Consider the following 20,414-nt stretch of genomic DNA (forward strand, 5'->3'; position numbering starts at 1 on the left):
CCGCGCGGCACAACGAGAAACGAGCGGCGTCGCCTGACCCGAAACGGCCGGGCGCGCCCTCAGCGTCCCGAACAGCTCATCGCTCACGCCTTGGGGAGTCGTCCCGTGATCGCCAATGCCGACGCGCTTCTGAAGCCCCTCACCATCAAGGGGCTCACCATCCGCAACCGGGTGATGTCGACGAGCCATGCCCCCGGCTACGGCAAGGACGGCAAACCGCAGGAGCGCTATCAGCTCTATCACGCCGAGAAGGCCAAGGGCGGCATCGGGCTCACCATGTTCGGCGGCTCGTCCTCTGTCGCCGTCGACAGCCCCGCCGCGCCCTGGAACCAGATCTCGGTCGCCGACGATTCGGTGATCCCGTTCTTCCGCCAGTTCTCGGATCGGGTGCACGCCCATGGCGGCAAGCTGATGATCCAGCTCACCCATATGGGCCGGCGCACCAAGTGGGACACGGAGCACTGGCTCCCTACGGTCTCGCCCTCGCCCCGCCGCGAGCCCGCCTCCCGGACCATCCCGAAGGAGATGGAGGAGGAGGACATCGCCCGCGTCGTGAAGAGCTTCGCCCAGGCCGCACGCCGCTGCCGCGAGGGCGGCCTCGACGGCTGCGAGGTCTCCGCCGCTCACGGCCATCTCATCGACCAGTTCTGGTCGCCGAGCGTCAACCAGCGCACCGACAAGTACGGCGGCAGCCTGGAGAACCGGATGCGCTTCGGCATCGAGGTGCTTGAGGCGATGCGCGCGGAAGCGGGCGACGACTACGTCATCGGCATCCGCATGTCCGGCGACGAGATGATCGCCGACGGCCTCTCCCAGGAAGATTGCGTGACGATCGCCAGCGAGTACGCCAAGCGCGGCCTCGTCGACTTCCTCAATATCCTCGGCGGTCAGGCGCGGGACCACATCGCCCACGCGATCTCGCTCCCGAACATGTCGTTCCCGGTGGCCCCCTTCCTGTTCCTGCCGAGCGCCATCAAGCGCGAGGTCGACGTGCCGGTCTTCCATGCACAGCGCGTCACCGATCTGGCGACCGCCGCCCGCGCCGTCGCGGAGGGCCATGTCGACATGGTGGCGATGACCCGCGCCCACATCGCCGACCCGCATCTGGTCAAGAAGCTGTCCGAGGGACGCGCCGACGACATCCGTCAATGCGTCGGCGCGGGCTATTGCATCGACCGCATCTATGTCGGCGGCGACGCCCTCTGCATCCAGAACGCCGCCACCGGCCGCGAGGCGACGATGCCCCACGAGATCCGCCGGGCGGATGTGCGCCGCCGGGTCGTGGTGATCGGCGCCGGCCCCGGCGGTCTGGAGGCCGCCCGCGTCTGCGCCGAGCGCGGCCACGCGGTGGTTCTGTTCGAGAAGAGCGCCCAGGCCGGGGGCCAGATCGGGCTCGCGGCCAAGGCCGGCTGGCGCGAGGCGATGTCGGGGATCACCCGCTGGCTGGTGGCCCAGGTGACGAAGCTCGGCGTCGATCTGCGCCTCAACACCGAGGCCACGGAAGAGGCCGTTCTGGCGGAGAAGCCCGACGTGGTGATCGTCGCGACCGGCGGCACGCCGTTCCGCGGCCATGCCAAGGGTGCCGAGCAGCATGCCGTCACCACCGCCGAAGTCCTGGCCGGCGCGGTCGAGCCCACGGGCTCGGTGCTGCTCTACGACGAGATGGGCCAGCACAACGCGGCCTCCGTCGCCGAACTGCTCGCCAAGCGCGGCTGCCTCGTCGAGATCGCCACGCATGACCGCATGATCGCCGAAGAAGTCGGCACCACAAACCAGCCGATCCACCTGCGGGAACTGTACAAGCTCGGCGTGGTGATGACGCCGAACATGGAACTGATCGAGGTCTACCCCGAGGGCAACCGACTGGTGGCGGCCCTGCGCAACACCATGACCGATGCCGAGGAAGAGCGCGTCATCGACCGCCTCGTGGTCGAGCACGGCACCCTGCCGGTCGAGGGGCTCTACCACGGCCTGAAGGCAGCTTCCGTCAACCGTGGCCAGACGGATCAGGAAGCCATGATCCGCGGCGAGCCCCAGCCCTACGACCTATCGAAGGGGTATGCCCTCTACCGCATCGGCGATGCGGTGGCCGGGCGCAACATTCACGCGGCGATCTACGACGCCCTGCGGCTCTGCAAGGATCTCTGAGACAGACCGATCTCCGCCCTCGCGGGCGGAGTCAGGGGTGGGGGCGGGACGGAGGCACGGCCCCGATCCTTCCTGAACGACCCTCACCCGCCACTCCGGCCGCTTGCGGCAGGAGTGGCCTCCGATCAGGCGATCGGCGCGCAGGGCTGTGCGCTTCCTGCATGCCGTCCCCGCCCGTGATCGCGCCCGGCACCGTCGCCCATCCTTGAGACTCACCGTCATGACCAGCTTCGTGCCCCTGACCACGGTGTTTCCCGGCCTTGTCTGGCTGATGGCGGCACTCGCCCTGCTTCAGGGTCTGCGCCGCGCGGCCCTCTGGCGGGTTGGCGCTGCGGCGCCCGTGGCGTGGCTCGACGGGCTCGCCAAGCTACCCAAGCGCTACCTGGTGGATGTCCACCATGTCGTGGCCCGGGATGCCTACGCCTCGCGCATGCACGCGGTGGTCGCGGGCGGGCTGCTGGCGGCCTCAATCCTGACCGCCCTGGCGATCCTGCCGCCGCTCGCCGGCTTCCGGCCCTATTGGTTCGTCGTCGCCCTGGCCTTCGGGGTCACCGCCATCGGTTCCCTGCTGGTCGGTGCCCGCCGCTATCCGGCGAAGCAGAAGCGCCTCTCCGCCGGGCGCTTCCAGATCCTGCCGTTCCTCCTTGTCGCCTACGCCGTCGGCGGCACGATCACCGCATTGTTGCTCGCCTTGCGGATCGACGGGCTGTTCGCCCCCCTCGCCCTGGCGCTGGCCGCCGCCGGCGGGCTGGGGCTCGCCTTCGAGGTGCGGCACGGGCCGATGCGGCACGCGGCGGCCGGCGCGCTCCATCTCGTCGCCCATCCCCGGCCCGGTCGGTTCGAGGGCCGGCCCGACACCGCCCTGCAGCCCCTCGATCTCGATGCCCCCCGGCTCGGGTCCGAGATGCCGGCCGATTTCACCTGGAACCGGCTGCTCTCCTACGATGCCTGCGTCAGCTGCGGGCGCTGCGAGACCGCCTGCCCGGCCTTCGCCGCCGGCCAGCCGCTCAACCCGAAGAAGCTGGTCCAGGATCTCGTCGCCGGCCTCTCACCCGCCGAACCCGCCTATGCCGGTGCGCCCTATCCGGGGGGGCGGGCGGCGCAGGGCGAGCGGGGCGCCCTGGCCCGCCTGATCGGGCCCGACGCCCGCATCCACCCGGACACGCTCTGGTCCTGCACCACCTGCCGCGCCTGCGTCGAGGAATGCCCGATGATGATCGAGCACGTCGACGCGGTGGTGTCGTTGCGCCGTCATCAGACCTTGGAACGCGGGGCGCTTCCCGAGAAAGCGGTCGGCCCGGTGACCGAGCTGCGCCAATCCGGCGATCCCGGCGGGCGTCCGCTCTCCGCCCGCACCGATTTCGCCGCCGGGATCGAGCTGCCGGTGATGTCTGAGCGGGGCGGCGCCGAGATCCTGCTCTGGCTCGGCGAGGGCGCCTACGATCTCCGCTACGGCCGCTCGCTCCGCGCCCTGATCCGCCTCTTGCGCGAGGCGCAGGTCGATTTCGCTGTGCTGGGCGCGGAGGAACGCGACACCGGCGATCTCGCCCGTCGGCTCGGCGACGAGGCGACCTTCCAGGACTTGGCGCGGGAGAACATCGCGACGCTGGCCCAATATCGCTTCGCCCGGATCGTCACCGCCGATCCCCACGCGCTGCACGCCCTACGCAACGAGTATCCGGCCCTCGGCGGTCGCTTCACGGTGATCCACCACACCGCCTTCCTGCTGGAGCTGATCCGCGCCGGGAAGCTCAATCCCGGTCGTCTGCCCGACCTTTCCGTGACCTATCACGACCCCTGCTACCTCGCCCGCTACAACGGGGAGACCGAGGCGCCCCGCGCCGTGCTCGACGCGATCGGCGTGACCCGCAGCGAGATGACCCGTTCCGGCAAGCGGGCGATGTGCTGCGGCGGCGGCGGCGGGGCTCCCGTCAGCGACATTCCGGGGGAACGGCGCATCCCCGATCTGCGGATGGCCCAGGCCGCGGAGACCGGTGCCGGCATCGTCGCCGTCGCCTGCCCGTCCTGCACGGCGATGCTGGAGGGCGTCACCGGTCGCCAGGCCGAGATCCGCGATATCGCCGAATTGCTGCTCCAGGCGGTGGAGGCCGGCCGATGACCCGCCTGCGCCGCGATCCGCGGGCCGAGCGGACAGCCATCCAGGTCGCTGGCGCCGCCCGCCCCCGCTACGACCGCACCGCGCGACGCAGCAGCAGCGGCAGCGGACGTCCGCGCCGCGATCCGCGGGCCGAGCGCGCCGGCCAGCGCGTCGTCGGCGAGGCGCGCCCGCGCTTCGATCTCAGCCAAGTGATCCGCGTCGAAGGGCCGGTGATCGCCGACACGCAGCCGCGGGCAACGACGGCGCCGGCGCCCCCCAAGATCCTGATCGTCGAGGATCCGGCCTTCCTCGTCGCGGTGGTACCGGACGCTCCCGGCGGGCGGCTCTCGGCCCATGATCGGCAGGTGCTCGGTGCCGCCCGGGCCCTGGCCGGCCGCGAGGGCGCGGTGGCGCTCCTCACCCTCGGCGCCTGCGAAGGCCCCGGCCCGGCCGGTGCCGACCGGTGGATCCGGCTCGACGACGGCACGGAGGCGTACGATCCCGCCGGCCGGGCCGCCCGGATCGCGGCGGCGCTCAACGGTCTGAAGCCCCGCCACATCCTGTTTCCCGAATCCCTCGACGGGGGCGACCTCGCCCGCCGCGTCGCGGTTCGCATGGGCGAGCCGCTCTTCACCAATGCCGAAGTGGTCGCCGCGAACGGTCTCGTTCGCCCGGCCAAGGGACGCCGGGTCGAGCAGCGCATCGCGCCGGGCCTGCTCACGACCGTCGCGCCGGATGCGGTGGCCGATTATGCCGGCCCTCCGCGGGAGGCGCGTCCCGTGGCGGTCGAGACCGAAGCCGCGAGTCCAGCCAAACTGCGAATCCTGGCGGCCGCGCGCGTTCCGGCGGATCCGGCCACGGTGCCCCTGGCGCTCGCCGAGTTCGTGGCCTCGGCGGGCAACGGCATCACCGATCTCGATACCTTCCGGACGCTCGTTGCGGCTCTGCGCGCCACGCCGGGGGCGAGCCGCGTTCTGTGCGACGCCGGATTGATGCCGCGCCATACCCAGGTCGGCGCCTCAGGCACGGTGCTCGCCGCGACCTGCTACTTCGCCCTCGGCATTTCCGGGGCACCGCAGCACCTCCAGGGCGTCGCCGGCTGTGAGCACGTCGTGGCGGTCAACACCGACCTGCATGCCGCGATGATCGAGCGTGCCGGCCTCGCCATCGTGCAGGATGCGCAGATCGTGATGCCGGCGCTCCTGCGATTACTGGCACAGGAAACGGGAGAGACGCCTTGAAGATCGCGGTTTTGCTCTCCGCCGGGCGCCACCCGGTGTCCGGAGCGGCGGTCCTACCGCGCATGGAGGCGCAAGCCATCCGCCTTGCCGCAGGTTTGGGCGAGGCCATCGGCCTGCATGCCGGGCCCGATGCCGCGGCGGTGCGCGAGGCCCTCGGTCTCGGCCTCGCCCGCATCGAGCACGTGGCAATCCCGGAGGGGGGCGACCCGGTGCCCGCCCTCATCGCCCGGCTCGCTGCGCTGGCGCCGGATCTCGTCCTGGCCGGGCGGCGCGGTCAGGGTGGTGCGGAGAGCGGGATCGTCCCCTACGCGCTGGCCGATGCGCTCGACCTGCTGCTCATCCCCGACGTCATCGCGGTGACGTCCGGTGACGGGGCGGGGACATTGACCCTCGATCAGAGCCTCGGCCGCGGTGCCCTGCGCCGGGTGAGCCTGCGCGGACCGGTCCTCGCGACGGTGCATCCGGATGCGCCGCCCCCCCTCGCCTATGCCTATGGCCGCGCTCGCCGGGGAAGCATCGACGGCCTCGGCTCCGCCCCGACCCTCACCGCGGGCCCGGATATGGCCGTCGAGGAGCGGCCATATCGGCGTCGTCCCAAGCTCGTGAAGGGAGCACCCACCGGGGGCTCCGCGGCGGAGCGGCTGAAAGCTGCGACCGGCGAGTCGGGCTCGGCCGCCAAGGGCCGTCTCCTCGTGGAGCCCGATCCCGAGGAGGCCGCGCGCGAGATCCTGGCCTACCTGCGCCAGATCGGCGTGCTGGCCGCTTCCAGCGGAGCGTCGAGCGACGCTTCGACACCAACCCCGTGAGACGGACGCGATGCCACTGACTTCCGACGACCTCCTGACCCGCCTGCGCGAGCACGGCATCGCCTATACGCTGTTCGAGCATCCGCCGGTTCTGACCGTCGAGGCGATGATGGCGGTCTGCGGCGACATTGCCGGGGCGCACACCAAGAACCTGTTCCTGCGCGACGGGAAGAAGACATACTTCCTCGTCACCCTTCACCACGACGCGGCCGTCGATCTCAAGGCGTTCCGATCCGTGCTCGGCGCCCGCGGTGGACTGTCCTTCGCGAGCGCGGACGCGCTGCGCGAGCAACTCGGCGTGGAGAGCGGGGCCGTCTCGCCCCTGGCCGCGCTGAACGCGGAACCCGGCACCGTGAGGGTCTTCATTCAGGACAGCCTGCTGTCGGCGGCCCGCGTCAACATTCACCCGCTGGTCAGCACCCGCACCCTCAACCTCGCGCCGGGCGACCTTGTGGCGGCGCTCCGCGCCGAAGGTCACGAGGCCACGGCCTTCGCCCTGCCGGAGGCCGGCGCCGAGCCCGCAGCCGTGGCTTGAAGCGATCAAGCCGCCTGCAGAAGGGGGCGAAAGGGCATCTCGAACAGCGGCGCGGACGAGCGAGCGATCTCCGGCAGGACGATCTCCTCCGTCACGGTCAGGCGACCGAGATCGACGCGGGTCAGGCCGATATCGTCGAGAGCCGCGTCGCTCAAGTCGGCGAGTGCGACTTCCATCTCCTTGGTGCGGAGGTAGGAGAGAACACTTTCCGTAATCTTGATGAACATGGTATTAACCTCGAACCCGTGGCCGCTCGACTTGAACTCGGCGGCTCGACACAGTCCGAATATGACCTTTGTTGCGGTGCGGGAGGAGCGTCGGTTCTGAAGATCAGCTGCGCTCGGCGCGCATGCATTGGGCAGAATGTGATCAATCGGAGCAGGGTGGCGCGTTTTGATGCATATCAAGCACGGTGGGGCTTTCGCTCCCTCCCCGCTCGATCCACTCGTCCTGCCGTGACCAGGGTTGCCCGATACGGGCTTTTTCGAAGACCGCCTCCTCTTTGAACGGCCGACACCCTCCCGGCACCTTCCCAATACGAAAAGCCCCCTCTCCCGGGTGGAAGAGGGGGCTGTAATTTTGGACAGCGCTTGGATCGGAACCGAGCGGCTTGTGCCGTTAGCAAGCGGCGACGTTGACGGCGAGCCCTCCCAGGGAGGTCTCCTTGTACTTGTCCTGCATGTCGTGGCCGGTCTGCCGCATCGTCTCGATGACCTCGTCCAGGGTCACGTAGTGGATGCCGTCGCCGCGCAGGGCCAGGGAGGCGGCGGCGACCGCCTTGTTGGCCCCGAAGGCGTTGCGCTCGATGCACGGGATCTGGACCAGCCCGCCGATCGGATCGCAGGTCATGCCGAGATGGTGCTCCATCGCGATCTCGGCGGCGTTCTCGACCTGCAGGGCACTGCCGCCCAGCACCGCGGCGAGTCCTGCGGCGGCCATGGCGGCGGCCGAGCCGACCTCACCCTGGCAGCCGACCTCGGCACCGGAAATCGAGGCGCGGCGCTTGATCAGTCCGCCGATGGCCGCCGCCGTGAGCAGGAAGTCGCGCCCGTGGGCATCGCACCAGCCGGGGCAGAACTCGACGATGTAGCGGAGGACCGCCGGCACGATACCCGCCGCGCCGTTGGTCGGCGCGGTGACGACCCGGCCGCCGGAGGCGTTCTCCTCGTTGACCGCGAGGGCGAACAAGCTGATCCAGTCCATGACCTCATGGGCCGGACGGCTGTTCGAGAGCCGCCCTTCCTGGAGCTGGGCGTAGAGACGCTTGGCGCGGCGACGCACCTTGAGACCGCCGGGCAGCTCGCCATCCATTCGAAGCCCGCGCTCGATACAGGCGAGCATCGCATCGCGGATCGCGTCGAGCCCGGCCTCGATCTCGGCTTCGGAGCGGAGCGCCCGCTCGTTCTCCATCTGCACGTGGGCGATGCTCAGGCCTGTCTCGGCACAGACGGCCAGGAGTTCGGCGGCGCTGGCGAAGGGATGGGGCACGGCGACGCCGTCATGTGCACCGCCTTCGGCCTCGCCCTCGTCCACCACGAAACCGCCACCGATCGAGTAGCAGACCGTCTCGGCCAGCACGTCGCCGCCGGCGTCATGGGCGCGAAAGCGCATGCCGTTGGTGTGGCGCGGCAGGATCTCGGTGAAATTGAAGACGAGGTCGCGGGCCGGCTCGAAGGTGACGCTTCCGGCATCCCCCGGAAGATCGAGGGCGCCGCGTTCGGTCAGCGCACGCGTGTAATCGGGCACGCGGTCGGGATCGACGGTCGCCGGATCCTGACCCAGCAGGCCGAGGAAGATCGCCACGTCGGTGCCGTGTCCGCGGCCGGTCCAGGCGAGGGACCCGAAGATCTCCGCGCTGATCCGGGCGATCCCGGCCTGTCCAGCGAGCCGCTCGCGGAAGCGGCGGGCCGCGATCATCGGGCCGACCGTGTGCGAGCTCGACGGTCCGATGCCGATCTTGAACAGGTCGAAGACGCTGATCATCCCTCGCCGATCCCGAAAGCCGCCTCCTTGAGGAAGCCATGGACGTAGGTGGCGAAGGAGCGCCAGCATTCCACCCGGTAGCGGGCCCCTGGGCCGGCGCGGCGAATCAGCACGATCTCGGCCTTGCCGAGCAGGGTGCGGGTCGCGCGTCCCGCCGGGAAAGCGGTCTCGCCGAGATCCAGCGGGCAGCCGGCATTGAGGAGTTCGGCGGCACGGAGGCCCTCGACATCGATCCCGACATTGCGGTGCGACACGTCGACGAGGGAATGCGCCCGAGTGCCGAGATCGCTCGCCACCGAATTCGCGACCAGATCGGCCTCGCTCTCGGGGGCGCCGATCAGCCACTCGTCCGGACCGAGGCGGGCGATCCAACGGCGATCATCGCCCGATACTGTATTGATCGGCCGGTCCAGGGGCAGTCCGGCGACCTCTCCCTCGGCTGAGCGTACCCGCAGAACGAACCGTGCCTCGGCGTCGGCGGGGCGGATCGCGACGCCGCTCGGCCGGGCCTCGGCCCGGCCGAGCGGCAGGGCGCGGGCAGTGCGGTAACGGACCTCAAGCATTGACGCGCTCTCCTGTCGTGTCGAAGAAGACCGGCTCGCTCACGGTCGCGCGGGTGAAGCCGTCGGGCGTGGTGATGTGGAGTGTCCGCCCCATCAGGGAGCGCCCGTCCGCCACCAGCGCGAGCGCGATGGAGCGGTTGCAATTCGGGCTCCAGTAGCTCGACGTGACGTGGCCGAGCATGCGCATCGGGATCGGCTGGTTCGGATCGGCGACGATCTGAGCGCCCTCATCGAGGACGGTCTTGGGATCCTCGGTGATGAGACCGATCAGCTGCTTGCGGCCCGTGGTGGCGATGACGTCGGGGCGCGCCAGCGAGCGCTTGCCGACGAAATCGGTCTTCGTCTTGGCGATCATGCCGGCCAAGCCGACATCGTCCGGCGTCACCGTGCCGTCGGTCTCCTGACCGACGATGATGTAGCCCTTCTCGGCCCGCAGCACGTGCATCGTCTCGGTGCCGTAGGGGGTGATGCCGTGCGGCTGCCCCGCCGCGAAGATCGCCTCCCACACTGCCAGGGCGTGGTCGGTCGGCACGTTGATCTCGAAGCCGAGCTCGCCCGTGAACGAGACCCGGAACAGTCGTGTCGGCACGCCGCAGATGGTGCCGGTGCGCATGGCCATATGCGGGAAGGCTTGCGGCGAGAGATCGATGCCCTCGACCAGCGGCTCGATCACCTGGCGGGCCTTCGGGCCCTGGAGCGCGATCACCGCCCATTGCTCGGTGGTCGAGGTCAGGAACACCTGGAGATCGGGCCACTCGGTCTGGAGATAATCCTCCATATGGGCGAGGACGCGCGCCGCCCCGCCCGTCGTCGTGGTGACGTGGAAGCAGGTGTCCGAGACGCGGGCGACGACGCCGTCGTCGAGGATGTAGCCGTCCTCCTTCAGCATCAGCCCGTAGCGACACCGGCCGTTGGCGAGCTTGGCCCAGGGATTCACGTACATCCGGTTCATGAACTCGGCGGCGTCGGGGCCGACGACCTCGATCTTGCCCAGCGTCGAGGCATCGAAGATGCCGACATGCTCGCGCACCGCCTTGCACTCGCGGGCCACCGCGGCGTGGAGATCCTCGCCCGGCTTCGGGAAGTACCAGGCGCGCCGCCACAGGGCGACGTTCTCGAAGGTGGCGCCGTGGCTCTGTGCCCAGCCGTGGATCGGCGTGGTGCGGATCGGATCGAACAGGGCGTGGCGCGCGGGACCCACCAGGGCGCCGAAGGTCACCGGCGTGTAGGGCGGGCGGAACGTCGTGGTGCCGACGGCGGGCAGAGGCTTGTCGAGCTGCCCGGCGACGATACCGAGGGCGTTCATGTTCGACGTCTTGCCCTGGTCGGTCGCCATGCCGGTGGTGGTGTAGCGCTTGACGTGCTCGATCGACTGGAAGCCCTCGCGCACCGCGAGCTTGATGTCCTTGGCGGTCACGTCGTTCTGGAAGTCGATGAAGGCGCGCACCTTCTTCGGATCGTCATCGGTCGGCATCACCCGCACCGGCTGGAAGCCGGTGAGTGTCGGCGTGGCGGAGAAGGTCCTGCGCTCGTCCGAGCCCGCCGCCGCCGCGCCCGCGGCGAACCCCTCGGCGAGGCAGTCCGCCAGATCGTAGGTGCCCTTGGAGGCGCCGGCCGAACGCTCGGACTGTGCCGAGATGTTCGGGACGAAGGCGTCGAGCCGGTCGTCGTAGCGGAGCTTGCCGCGGGATTGCGAGAACAGGTGGACGGCGGGCGTCCAGCCGCCTGACATGCCGACCGCGTCGCAGGGAAGAACGCGACGGCCGCCGCACCGGCCGTCGCTCCCCACCGGCGCCACGATGAGACCCGTGACGCGCTTGCGGCCCTTGGAGCCGACCACGGTGTGGCCGGTCAGCACTTCGCAGCCCGCTTGGCGCAGGCGAGCCACCTCCGGCCCGCAATCGGCCTCGAGGCGAAGATCGACGATCGTCACGGCGAGGCCGGCCTGCTTGGCCTCGAGGGCGGCCGTGTAGGCGGAGGCGCCGCTCGTGGCGAAGACGAGCGTGCGGCCCGGCGCGACGCCGTAGCGGTTGAGGAAGACCCGCACGCTCTCGGCGAGGAGGATGCCCGGCCGATCGTTGTCGGCGAAGACCAGGGGGCGCTCATGGGCGCCGCCGGCGAGCACGACCTCGCCCGCCCGCACCTGCCACAGGCGCTCCCGCGGTGCCTGACCCGACGCGGTCGGCAGATGGTCGGTGACGCGCTCGGCCAGGGCCACGTGATTGTGGTTGTAGTAGCCGAATGCGGTGGTCCGGGAGAGCAGGATGACGTTCTCGCGGCCGTCGAGATCGGCCAAGGTCTCTTCGAGCCAGCTCGCCGCCGGGCGGCCATCGATCTCGGCATTCGGGTCGTGCAGCAGCGAGCCGCCCGGCTCGGGCCCCTCATCGGCCAGGATGACGCGCTTGCCGGTCTTGGCGGCGGCCAGGGCCGCCGCGAGGCCGGCAGGGCCGGCGCCGACGATCAGCACGTCGCAATGGGCGTGGCGGTTGGCGTAGCGATCCGGATCGGCTTGCGTCGGCGCCTTGCCGAGACCGGCCGCGGCGCGGATGAACGGCTCGTAGACCTTGTCCCAGAACTTCCGGGGCCACATGAAGGTCTTGTAGTAGAAGCCGGCGACGAAAACCGGCGACAGCAGGTCGTTGACCGCGCCGATATCGTATTCCAGCGACGGCCAATGGTTCTGCGAATGGGTGCGCAGCCCGGAGCGGGCCTCGACCACGGAGGCGCGGTTGTTCGGATCGACCCGGCCGGGGCCGCGGTCGACCGAGAGCAACGCGCTCGGCTCGTCGGGGCCGTGGCTGAGGATGCCGCGGGGGCGGTGATACTTGAACGAGCGTCCGACGTGATGGATGCCGTTGGCGATCAGCGCCGAGGCGACGGTGTCGCCCTGGTAGCCGTGGATCGGCTTCCCGTTGAACTCGAAGACGATGGGGCGCGAGCGGTCGATACGGCCGCCACGGGACAATCTGAACGGCTGTGCCATCTCACGCCCTCGCCTCGCTCTGGAGTTCGGAAATCGGTTGTGCGCCCATCGGATAGATCTCGATGAAGCGGTCGCTGACCGTGTCGCGCAGGGCGTTGAACCAGCGCCCGCAGCCATGGACGTGGCACCAGCGCTCGGCGTGAACCCCGCGCGGGTTCTTCCGCACGAACAGGTATTCGGCCCAGGCCTCGTCGCTCTGGGCGCTCGGCGCCTCGGGCCGGGCGATATGGGCTTGGCCGCCGCAACGAAACTCGGTCTCGGGGCGGTTGCCGCAATGGGGGCAGGCGATCAGCAGCATGGGTCGGGCTCCAGGCAGATCGGATCAGTGCGCGACGGCTGCCGCCGCCGCCTCGTCGATGAGGCGGCCGGTGCGGAAGCGGTCGAGGGTGAAGGGCGCGTTGATCGTGTGCGGCTCGCCCGTCGCGAGGGTGTGGGCGAAGACGTGGCCGGATCCCGGCGTCGCCTTGAAGCCGCCGGTGCCCCAACCGCAATTGACGAAGAGGTTCTGGACCGGGGTCTTGCCGATGATCGGCGACCGGTCGGGCGTCACGTCGACGATGCCGCCCCAGGAGCGCAGCATCCGCATCCGGGTGAATTGCGGGAACAGTTCGCAGATCGCGTCCAGCGTATGGGTGGTGATGTGGAGGCCGCCCTGCTGGCTGTACGAGGTGTACTGATCCGTACCCGCGCCGATGACGAGTTCACCCTTGTCGGATTGCGAGATGTAGGCGTGGACCGCGTTCGACATCACCACGCAGGGGAAGACGGGCTTGACCGGCTCCGAGACCAGTGCCTGGAGCGGGTAGCTCTCCAGCGGCATCGATACGCCGGCCATGGACATGACCGTGGAGGTGTGTCCCGCGGCGACCACGCCGATCCGGCCCGCGCCGATGAAGCCGCGGCTCGTCTCGACGCCCACGGCCTTGCCCGAGGCGTCGCGCCGGATGCCGGTGACCTCGCAATTCTGGATGATGTCGACGCCGCGGGCATCGGCGCCGCGGGCGTAGCCCCAGGCCACCGCGTCGTGTCGGGCGGTGCCGGCCCGGCGCTGGAGCGCGCCGCCGAGGACGGGGTAGCGCAGACCGCCGCCGATATCGAGTGGCGGGCAGAATTCCTTGCACTCTTCCTTCGACAGCCACTCGTTGTCGATGCCGTTGAGGCGATTGGCGTAGACGTGGCGCTTGAAGCTCTGAACATCGTGGATGTTGTGCGCGAGCATCAGGACGCCGCGTTGCGAGAACATCACGTTGTAGTTCAGCTCCTGGGACAGGCCTTCCCAGAGCTTCAGAGCATGCTCGTAGAGGCCCGCGCTCTCGTCGTAGAGATAGTTCGAGCGGATGATCGTGGTGTTGCGGCCGGTATTGCCGCCACCGATCCAGCCCTTTTCCAGCACGGCGACATTGGTGATGCCGTGGACGGTGGCGAGATAATAGGCGGTCGCGAGGCCATGGCCGCCGCCACCGACGATGACCACGTCGTAGCGGGGCTTCGGCTCGGGCGCGCGCCATTGGCGCCCCCAGCCGGTATGGCCCCGCATGGATTCGGAAAGCAGCGACGTGAGGGAGAAGCGGCGCATCGGTCGACCTCGCGGTGTTGACGGATCATGGTCCGCGTCACGCAAGGGGGCTTGATCGACGGCGACCGCGAGTTTGGATTTTACGACTTTGCGCGAAAACCCGGCGTTCCGGACCAAAACCGACCGCACTTGCAGCATGGGCAAGGGCTGCTCCGGGACATCAAGTCGACACGGCCTATAGCGGCGTGAAAGGACTCGGCATCTCTAACGAGAATTATTCTATTGCGTTTCGGCCGCGATCGGAGATTAACATTCGTCATGGGCGCCGCCTTCGGCGGACGCACCGCGCGGTTCCCGGCACCGGTTGCAATCGGAGCAGCTCCCGATTCGGTGTTGGAATTGGTGTGGTGCGCATCTTGCCCTTCACGCCGCGATGCAGGCCGGCAGACGGTGGTCGGAATGGACAGGAACATCACGTTCACGGAAGCGTGCCCGGTGAGCGATACGGTGCCCAGCGAGACGACCGCCAATCGGGCGATCACCGTCGGATTCATGCTGGTCGAGCGCTTCTCGATGATCGCCTTTTCTTCGGCGATCGAGCCGTTGCGGCTCGCCAATCGTGCGGCCGGGCGTGACCTCTACCGTTTCTCCCTCTGGTCCGAGGACGGGACCCGCTGCACCGCCTCGAACGGGATCGAGGTCCGGGTTTCGGGTCGATTCGGCGATGTGCAGGATTTCGACATCCTTGTCGTGTGCGGCGGCCTCGACATCCAGAGGGCGGACCATCGTGCCCTCCATGCGGCCCTGCGCCGGGCCAATGCCCGCGGCAGCGCCATCGGAGCGGTCTGCACCGGCACCTACGTTCTGGCCAAGGCGGGCCTCCTCGACGGTTATCGGGCGACGATCCACTGGGAAAATCTCCCGGGTCTCGTCTCGGAGCACGAGGGCATGGAGATCGGCTCGGATCTGTTCGAAATCGACCGCAATCGATTCACCTGCGCGGGCGGCACCGCGGCCGCCGACATGATGCTCTCGCTGATCATGCGCGAGCACGGATCGAGCGTCGCCTCCTACGTCGCCGACCAGCTGATCCATCACCGCATCCGCGAATCCGGCGAACGCCAGCGGATGGATCTGCGCATGCGCCTCGGTGTGGCGCATCCGAAGCTCCTGAAGGTCGTCGGCCTGATGGAATCCTCGCTCGCCGAGCCGCTCGGCAGCCAGGAACTCGCCGATGCCGTGCATCTCTCGACCCGGCAGCTGGAGCGGCTGTTCCTGAAATATCTCGGCCGCTCGCCGGCCAAGCACTACCTGCGCATTCGCCTGGAGCATGCCCGCGACCTGATCCGTCAAACGGCGATGCCGCTGCTCTCGGTAGCGATGGAATGCGGTTTCACCTCGGCCTCGCATTTCTCCAAGGCCTATCTCGATTGCTTCGGCCAGCCGCCAAGCGCGGAGCGGAAGGGTAAGCCATCCCCGACGTTCGGGCGGAGCTGAGCATCGCGCACATCCGTCCATTCCCTGCGACGATGGACCGAATGGAGAGCTGGCCGCGCACCAATGCCCGTGGATAAGGCATCGGCGTTGTACGGGGACACATCGGTACGCCGCGCCTCATCCTCTTAATTGAGGATATGCTTGACTTGCGCAACAACAGCTCACGGCGCCCACGACCTGCCGTTTGTTTGAGGCGCAGGTCTGTTGTCTTACCTGCGCAAGAAATGGTCGCGCTCGTGTAAGACGGTGAGCCAAAGATCCGTCACCCTGTGTTGCAGGTCGCGGTCCTCAGCGGGTGCCGCGCTCCCGTAGGTGTTTCCTCCCAAGAACTCGGGCCGCCCCCAAGGCGGCCCTTTTTGTTCGCTACATCGATCCGGTCAATGTGGGTCGCGAAGGTTCGGCCCGGTGCCTTAGGGGTCGAGCTCTCAGCCCACGGCCCTGACATTCGACAGGAATGTCAGGACTTCGCTGCGCAGCGCGTTCGATTTGTCCTGCAGCACGACCGCGGCGGAACTCACCACCTTGGCCGTCTCGCCGGTCTCGCTTGCAGCTTGCGAGACCGCGGCGATGCTGGCCGAGACCTCATGAGTGCCGGCAGACGCTTCCTGGATGTTGCGGACGACTTCGTGCATCGCCAAGCCCTGCTGTGCGGATGCTTCGCGGATTGTCTGCGCGATCGCACTCATCCGCTCGATCGTATCGAAGATGCTTTCTATCACCGCGACCGCATCCCCGGTGCCGTTTTGCACCGCGGCGATCTGAAGGGCGATCTCCTCGGTGGCGCGGGTGGTCTGATCGGCAAGCTGCTTGACCTCCGTCGCGACCACGGCGAACCCACGACCCGCCGGCCCGGCCCGGGCGGCCTCGATCGTTGCGTTCAGCGCCAGCAGATTGGTCTGGGCGGCGATGGAATGGATGAGCCTGATCACCGCGTCGATGCGATGAGCCGCGCCGGCCAGGGTATCAACTTTTGGTCCGTGCCTCCGCGGCCTGGGCGACGGCGCTCGCGGCGATCTGCGTGGAGAGATCGATCTGACGGCCGATCTCCCCCACGGAGGCGAGAAGTTCCTCCGCGGCGGAGGCCACGGCGCCGACATTGGCGGAGGTCTGCTCCGATGCGGCGGCCACGGAGGCACTGCGCAGGCTCGTCGCCTCGGCTCCGCCCTTGAGCGTCGATGAGGCCGCGTCGAGATCGCCCACGAGATTCAGCACGGTGTCGGTCAGCGTAGAAACTTTGCTGTCGAACAGCTGCGAATGGCTGCGGATCGTCTCGGCGCGCGACATCTGATGGCGCTGCCGGACCTCCTGTTCCTCGGCTAGCCTCTCGGCTTGGCGTGCCTTGTCGCGGAAGATCTCGAGGGCCTGGGCGATCGCGCCGATCTCGTCCTTGCGTTCCTTGTCCGCGATGACGGTCTCGTAGCGGCGCTCGATCAGGTTCTCGATGGTGCGCACCGAGCGTGTGAGGGGCCGGTCGATCAGCAGCTTCGTTGCCGCGTAGATCGTGATCAGGACAACGACGAGAAGGAGGACGCCGCCGGCCGTGACCTCGGTAAGTTGGCGGTAGACCGGCTGCGCGATTACTTGAGCCGGTATGTCCATCACCACCGCCCAGGTCGTGTTCATGCCGGGCGCCGAGAAGGGGTAAATTAATCGCAAGCCACCCTCCGGACCGACCGTCAGGACACGCCATTGGCCGTCGGACAGCGCCGCCCGCACATCCCCGACTTCCGCCCCTTCGTAGGGCTTCATCTCCAGACCCTCGGCCGGCGGTGCCAGCCATTTGCCCGCCTGGGACAGGAGCATGACGCGCCCGCTCCCGAAGGGGCGCAGCGCGCCGAGCATCCCGGGCAGCATGTCGAGCTTGATGTCGACGCCGCCCACGCCGACGACGCGGCCGTCGAGCATCACCGGTGCCGTGATCGAGGTGACGAGGTCGCCGCGGGTGGTCAGGTAAGGTTCGGTCACGAGGCTTTTGCCGCTGGCGACCGGCGCCTGGTACCATTGCTCGGTACCGTCGAACGCGAAGGTCGAGAATTCGGGCGTTCCGGCCGCGTTCTTCGTCCAGTAGGGCGTGAAAAGCCCCTTGTCGTTGACCGCCTCCGTGCCGGGCAGCGCCCTGTTCAGACGGCGGTCGACCGTCTCGCACATCCAGGCGCCGTAGAGGTTCGGGTAGCGCAAGGCGGTGGCCCGGGTCATGGATACGATCTCGGCCCGTCGCGCCGTGCCCGTCTCGATCAGGCCCGAAATGCCGGCCGTCATGGCGGTACCGGCGGACACGGCCTCCGTCAGCTGAATACCGACTTGGCCGGAGGCGCTGGATGCTTCCTTGATAGCCAGTTCGATGACGTCGGCCCGGACCCGCTCGGCATTCCGCCAAGCCGTGACGCCGAGGAAGCCCATCAAGGCGACGGTCACGGCCGTCCCGGTGACGGCCATCAGTTTCCTAGATAGCCCGTACTTAATGCTCATGACGATCCGGGTCCAACGATAGACGCCGGAAAATCAGTCATAAGCGTTATATTTCAGTAAAAATTGGTGATAATCGACGCTATTCTACTTTAAAATATTCAGAATATGTGGATTATCCTGCCCCAGGCAATGGCAGAAATTTTATATGTCTGAATCGGCAACGCTTCAGGGCGCGACGCCGGACGATGTCCGAAGCCGCGCCCCGAAATGGAATAGGACGGTTTCAGAAGTAGTAGCCGATATTCATGATGAACCGGGACTTCCAGCGGTTGTCGCCGCCCTGGGCAAGACCGTTCACGAACTGTCCTGCGCCGACATAGGGGTCGTTCCGACCGATCACGGCTTCAGTATAGACGATCAGGTTGGGATCGGCGGTGAGCGTCCAAGCGCCGCCCAGAATGAAGCGCTCGCTGGTCTGGAAGCTGGCCTTATCCTTGAAGTAGGCGCTGTAGCCCGCATAGGGCACGACCGTGAAGGGGCCGATCGGATCGGCAACCTTGTAGGTCACTTCGGCCGAGACGAAATTGCCGTGGGTGGCCATGTTGTTCGAGAAGTCGAAGCCACCGATGCTGATCAGATCGTTGCGGAGGGGATTCTTCGAATCGATGTCCTGGCGAACATAGATCCCCTTGAAGCCCCAAGGGCCGTAGGTGCCGAGCACGTGCACGCCTTCGAGCTGCTTGGTGCCGGTCTGGCGGGTGTCGAAGTTGTAGAGGTCGGAATGCCAGATCGAGGCGCCGACGGCGAACGAAGCGAGTTCGTTCTTAAGGAAGAAGTACTCGGCCCGGCCGATGAACATATTCTGTTCGGCATTGTTACTGCCGAACGGCACGTAGGAATCGGCCCGGACGATGTTGGTCGAGTAGCGGGCGCTGTCGAGGCTCAGGCCGATCGCGTTCGGGTTGGCACCCGGATAGTAGCCGATCTGATAGTTCAGGTCCGGCTCGACGTGTGAATACTTCACGCCGAAATTGTAGACCTCTTCGAGGCCCATGGCGAAGCCAAGGGTCTCGATGAAGCTGGTGCCGAAATACGGCGTCAGTCCGAACGGTGCTTGGTTGAGGCCGACGGTGATGCTGTCTTCCTTGGTCAGCTTGTAGCCGACATAGGCCCACATCGGGAAGCTAACCTCGCCCGGATAGCCGCGATAGCCATTGCGCGGCCCGTAGATCGAGCTACCCCCGTAGAAGCGATACTGCGCGGCACCGAAGATCGTGTCCGAATCGTAGGCCGCCTTGAGCGACAGCGTGTCGAAATCGAAATGCTCGGAGGCCTTACGCTGGCCGCCCAGGCCGACATCGTTGAAACGCCAATCGTAGCGGGCACGGATGGCGCCGCCGAAGGTGAAGGTGCCGGTGTCGGTCTTCCCCTTCGGCGGGCCGAGATCGAAGTTGCTGGCGGGCTTGGCGCTCTCCGGCTCGTAGGTCGGATCGGGGACTGCGATGGGCTGAACCCGGTTCACCCGGCTCGGTTCGGCGTCGAGCTCGACCGTACCCCGTCCCTGTGCCAGCGCCGACGATGCGCACAGCAGGACCCATGCGGCGCACCCAAAGCGGGTGGCCACCAAGCTTTTCGTCGTCATGTCGCCCCCAGCGTATACTTCACTGTTGAATGATTCGACCCAAAAACGGTACCATTTGTTGGGATTTGTCCCAATCTTTATTTAATCCAGCCATCAACCGTGGCGCGATTATTGGCAATCCATTTAGCGGCGGTCTCGGCCGGCTTGGCGCCTCGCTCCTCGTTCGCGGCCATGACGGCTTCCTCATCCTTCACGGAGAGCTTGAACTTCTGGAGGATCGCGTAAACCTCAGGCATATCTTCCTTCAGGCCTTTGCGGGCGAGCGTGTTGACGCTCTCGTCCTCGCCGAATGCTTTCTTCGGGTCGGCGAGGTATTTGAGCTCGTAGCGCGCGAACATCCAATGCGGCGTCCAGGCGGTGACGACGATGTCCTTCTTCTGCCGCACCGCGTCCTTGAGGGCGCTGGTCATCGTTGCGTCGCTGCCGTCCACGAGCTTGACCGGCAGGCCGTAGGCCTTGATCGCGGCTTCCGAGCTTTTCATGATGCCGGCGCCGGGATCGATGCCGATCACCTGTCCGCCGACATCCCCTGCCTTGGTCTTCAGATCCTCGATCGAGTTGAGCGGCGAGGAGGCGGGCACCGCCCAGCCGATCTTCGCACCGGTGACATTGGGGCCGATCAGCTCGAGGCGGTTCTTCAGCTTCTCGTAATAGGCGCCCTGGGTGACCGGGAGCCAGGCCGCGACGCTGGCATCGGCGTCGCCCGTCGCCACCGCCTGCCACATGGCCGCGGCCGCGAGCGGGATCGTCTTCACCTCGTAGCCCTTCTCCTCCAGAGCAAGCTTGAGGATGTTGGTGGCGACCACGGCGTCCGCCCATTCCACATAGGCAATCCGGACCTGCTTGCTCGCGGCCTCCGCCGGCGTCTGGGTCAGGGCAAGGCAGAGAAGGGCACCTAGCGTATGTGCGCGCATGGTCGGCTCGTCGTCAGGAGGAAACAAACAAGAGGATGAGAATTGTGTGAGGCTTGCAGCGGGTCTCGGGCGGCGTACC

General features: G+C 67.8%; 16 protein-coding genes. 6 read left to right on the forward strand and 10 right to left on the reverse strand.

What is annotated here, in order from left to right:
* Positions 1-105: 105 nt before the first annotated feature.
* From MFF26_RS17525 to MFF26_RS17545, 5 genes are all read left to right on the forward strand, one after another.
* Positions 106-2,148 (forward strand): NADH:flavin oxidoreductase, encoded by a 2,043-nt coding sequence (locus MFF26_RS17525; protein ID WP_137827139.1) that lies wholly within the window; start codon positions 106-108, stop codon positions 2,146-2,148.
* Positions 2,149-2,368: 220 nt separating this feature from the next.
* The gene (locus MFF26_RS17530; RefSeq protein ID WP_137827140.1) at positions 2,369-4,267 is read left to right on the forward strand and encodes a (Fe-S)-binding protein; all 1,899 of its coding nucleotides are present in this window, start codon (positions 2,369-2,371) and stop codon (positions 4,265-4,267) included.
* Entirely contained in the window at positions 4,264-5,487 is a 1,224-nt protein-coding gene (locus tag MFF26_RS17535; protein WP_137827141.1) for an electron transfer flavoprotein subunit alpha/FixB family protein, read from the forward strand. Before MFF26_RS17530 ends, MFF26_RS17535 begins: the two co-directional genes overlap by 4 nt.
* Positions 5,484-6,293 carry an adenine nucleotide alpha hydrolase family protein gene (locus MFF26_RS17540; protein ID WP_137827142.1) on the forward strand — a complete coding sequence of 270 codons (810 nt, stop codon included), beginning with the start codon at positions 5,484-5,486 and terminating at the stop codon, positions 6,291-6,293. The genes MFF26_RS17535 and MFF26_RS17540 overlap by 4 nt, the downstream gene beginning before the upstream one ends.
* 10 nt (positions 6,294-6,303) lie before the next feature.
* Positions 6,304-6,828: a prolyl-tRNA synthetase associated domain-containing protein gene (locus MFF26_RS17545; RefSeq protein ID WP_137827143.1), complete on the forward strand. Its 525-nt coding sequence runs from the start codon at positions 6,304-6,306 to the stop codon at positions 6,826-6,828.
* 5 nt (positions 6,829-6,833) lie between these two features.
* On the opposite strand, the gene MFF26_RS17550 is transcribed toward MFF26_RS17545, so the two are convergent.
* The 6 genes from MFF26_RS17550 to MFF26_RS17575 form a co-directional block, all read right to left on the reverse strand.
* Positions 6,834-7,055, reverse strand: coding sequence for a DUF1127 domain-containing protein (locus MFF26_RS17550; protein WP_137827144.1), 222 nt, complete (start codon positions 7,053-7,055; stop codon positions 6,834-6,836).
* A 391-nt stretch (positions 7,056-7,446) separates the two neighbouring features.
* The gene (locus MFF26_RS17555; protein ID WP_137827145.1) at positions 7,447-8,811 is read right to left on the reverse strand and encodes an L-serine ammonia-lyase; all 1,365 of its coding nucleotides are present in this window, start codon (positions 8,809-8,811) and stop codon (positions 7,447-7,449) included.
* A complete protein-coding gene (locus tag MFF26_RS17560; protein ID WP_137827146.1) occupies positions 8,808-9,374 on the reverse strand; it encodes a sarcosine oxidase subunit gamma in 567 nt (188 codons plus the stop codon). The genes MFF26_RS17555 and MFF26_RS17560 overlap by 4 nt, the downstream gene beginning before the upstream one ends.
* Positions 9,367-12,357, reverse strand: coding sequence for a sarcosine oxidase subunit alpha family protein (locus MFF26_RS17565; protein WP_137827147.1), 2,991 nt, complete (start codon positions 12,355-12,357; stop codon positions 9,367-9,369). The genes MFF26_RS17560 and MFF26_RS17565 overlap by 8 nt, the downstream gene beginning before the upstream one ends.
* Before the next feature lies 1 nt (position 12,358).
* Positions 12,359-12,655, reverse strand: a complete 297-nt coding sequence (locus MFF26_RS17570) for a sarcosine oxidase subunit delta (RefSeq protein ID WP_137827148.1) — start codon at positions 12,653-12,655, stop codon at positions 12,359-12,361.
* A 24-nt stretch (positions 12,656-12,679) separates the two neighbouring features.
* On the reverse strand, positions 12,680-13,933 hold the full coding sequence (locus tag MFF26_RS17575; RefSeq protein WP_137827149.1) for a sarcosine oxidase subunit beta family protein: 1,254 nt from the start codon (positions 13,931-13,933) through the stop codon (positions 12,680-12,682).
* A 492-nt stretch (positions 13,934-14,425) separates the two neighbouring features.
* On the opposite strand from MFF26_RS17575, the gene MFF26_RS17580 reads away from it, so the two are divergent.
* Positions 14,426-15,370 carry a GlxA family transcriptional regulator gene (locus MFF26_RS17580; RefSeq protein WP_137827411.1) on the forward strand — a complete coding sequence of 315 codons (945 nt, stop codon included), beginning with the start codon at positions 14,426-14,428 and terminating at the stop codon, positions 15,368-15,370.
* A 425-nt stretch (positions 15,371-15,795) separates the two neighbouring features.
* Here the strand turns inward: MFF26_RS17580 and MFF26_RS17585 are convergent, their stop codons facing one another.
* The 4 genes from MFF26_RS17585 to MFF26_RS17600 form a co-directional block, all read right to left on the reverse strand.
* Entirely contained in the window at positions 15,796-16,299 is a 504-nt protein-coding gene (locus tag MFF26_RS17585) for a methyl-accepting chemotaxis protein (protein WP_281405150.1), read from the reverse strand.
* A gap of 34 nt (positions 16,300-16,333) precedes the next feature.
* Complete coding sequence (locus MFF26_RS17590) at positions 16,334-17,806, reverse strand: methyl-accepting chemotaxis protein (protein WP_238308262.1); 1,473 nt, start codon at positions 17,804-17,806, stop codon at positions 16,334-16,336.
* A gap of 256 nt (positions 17,807-18,062) precedes the next feature.
* Positions 18,063-19,403, reverse strand: coding sequence for a putative porin (locus tag MFF26_RS17595; RefSeq protein ID WP_373324489.1), 1,341 nt, complete (start codon positions 19,401-19,403; stop codon positions 18,063-18,065).
* Between the two features lie 95 nt (positions 19,404-19,498).
* A complete protein-coding gene (locus MFF26_RS17600; protein ID WP_137827153.1) occupies positions 19,499-20,335 on the reverse strand; it encodes a glycine betaine ABC transporter substrate-binding protein in 837 nt (278 codons plus the stop codon).
* Positions 20,336-20,414 lie beyond the last annotated feature (79 nt).

Origin of the sequence: Methylorubrum suomiense (genome assembly GCF_022179765.1) — a bacterium.
In the GTDB taxonomy this organism is placed as follows: Bacteria; Pseudomonadota; Alphaproteobacteria; order Rhizobiales; family Beijerinckiaceae; genus Methylobacterium; species Methylobacterium suomiense.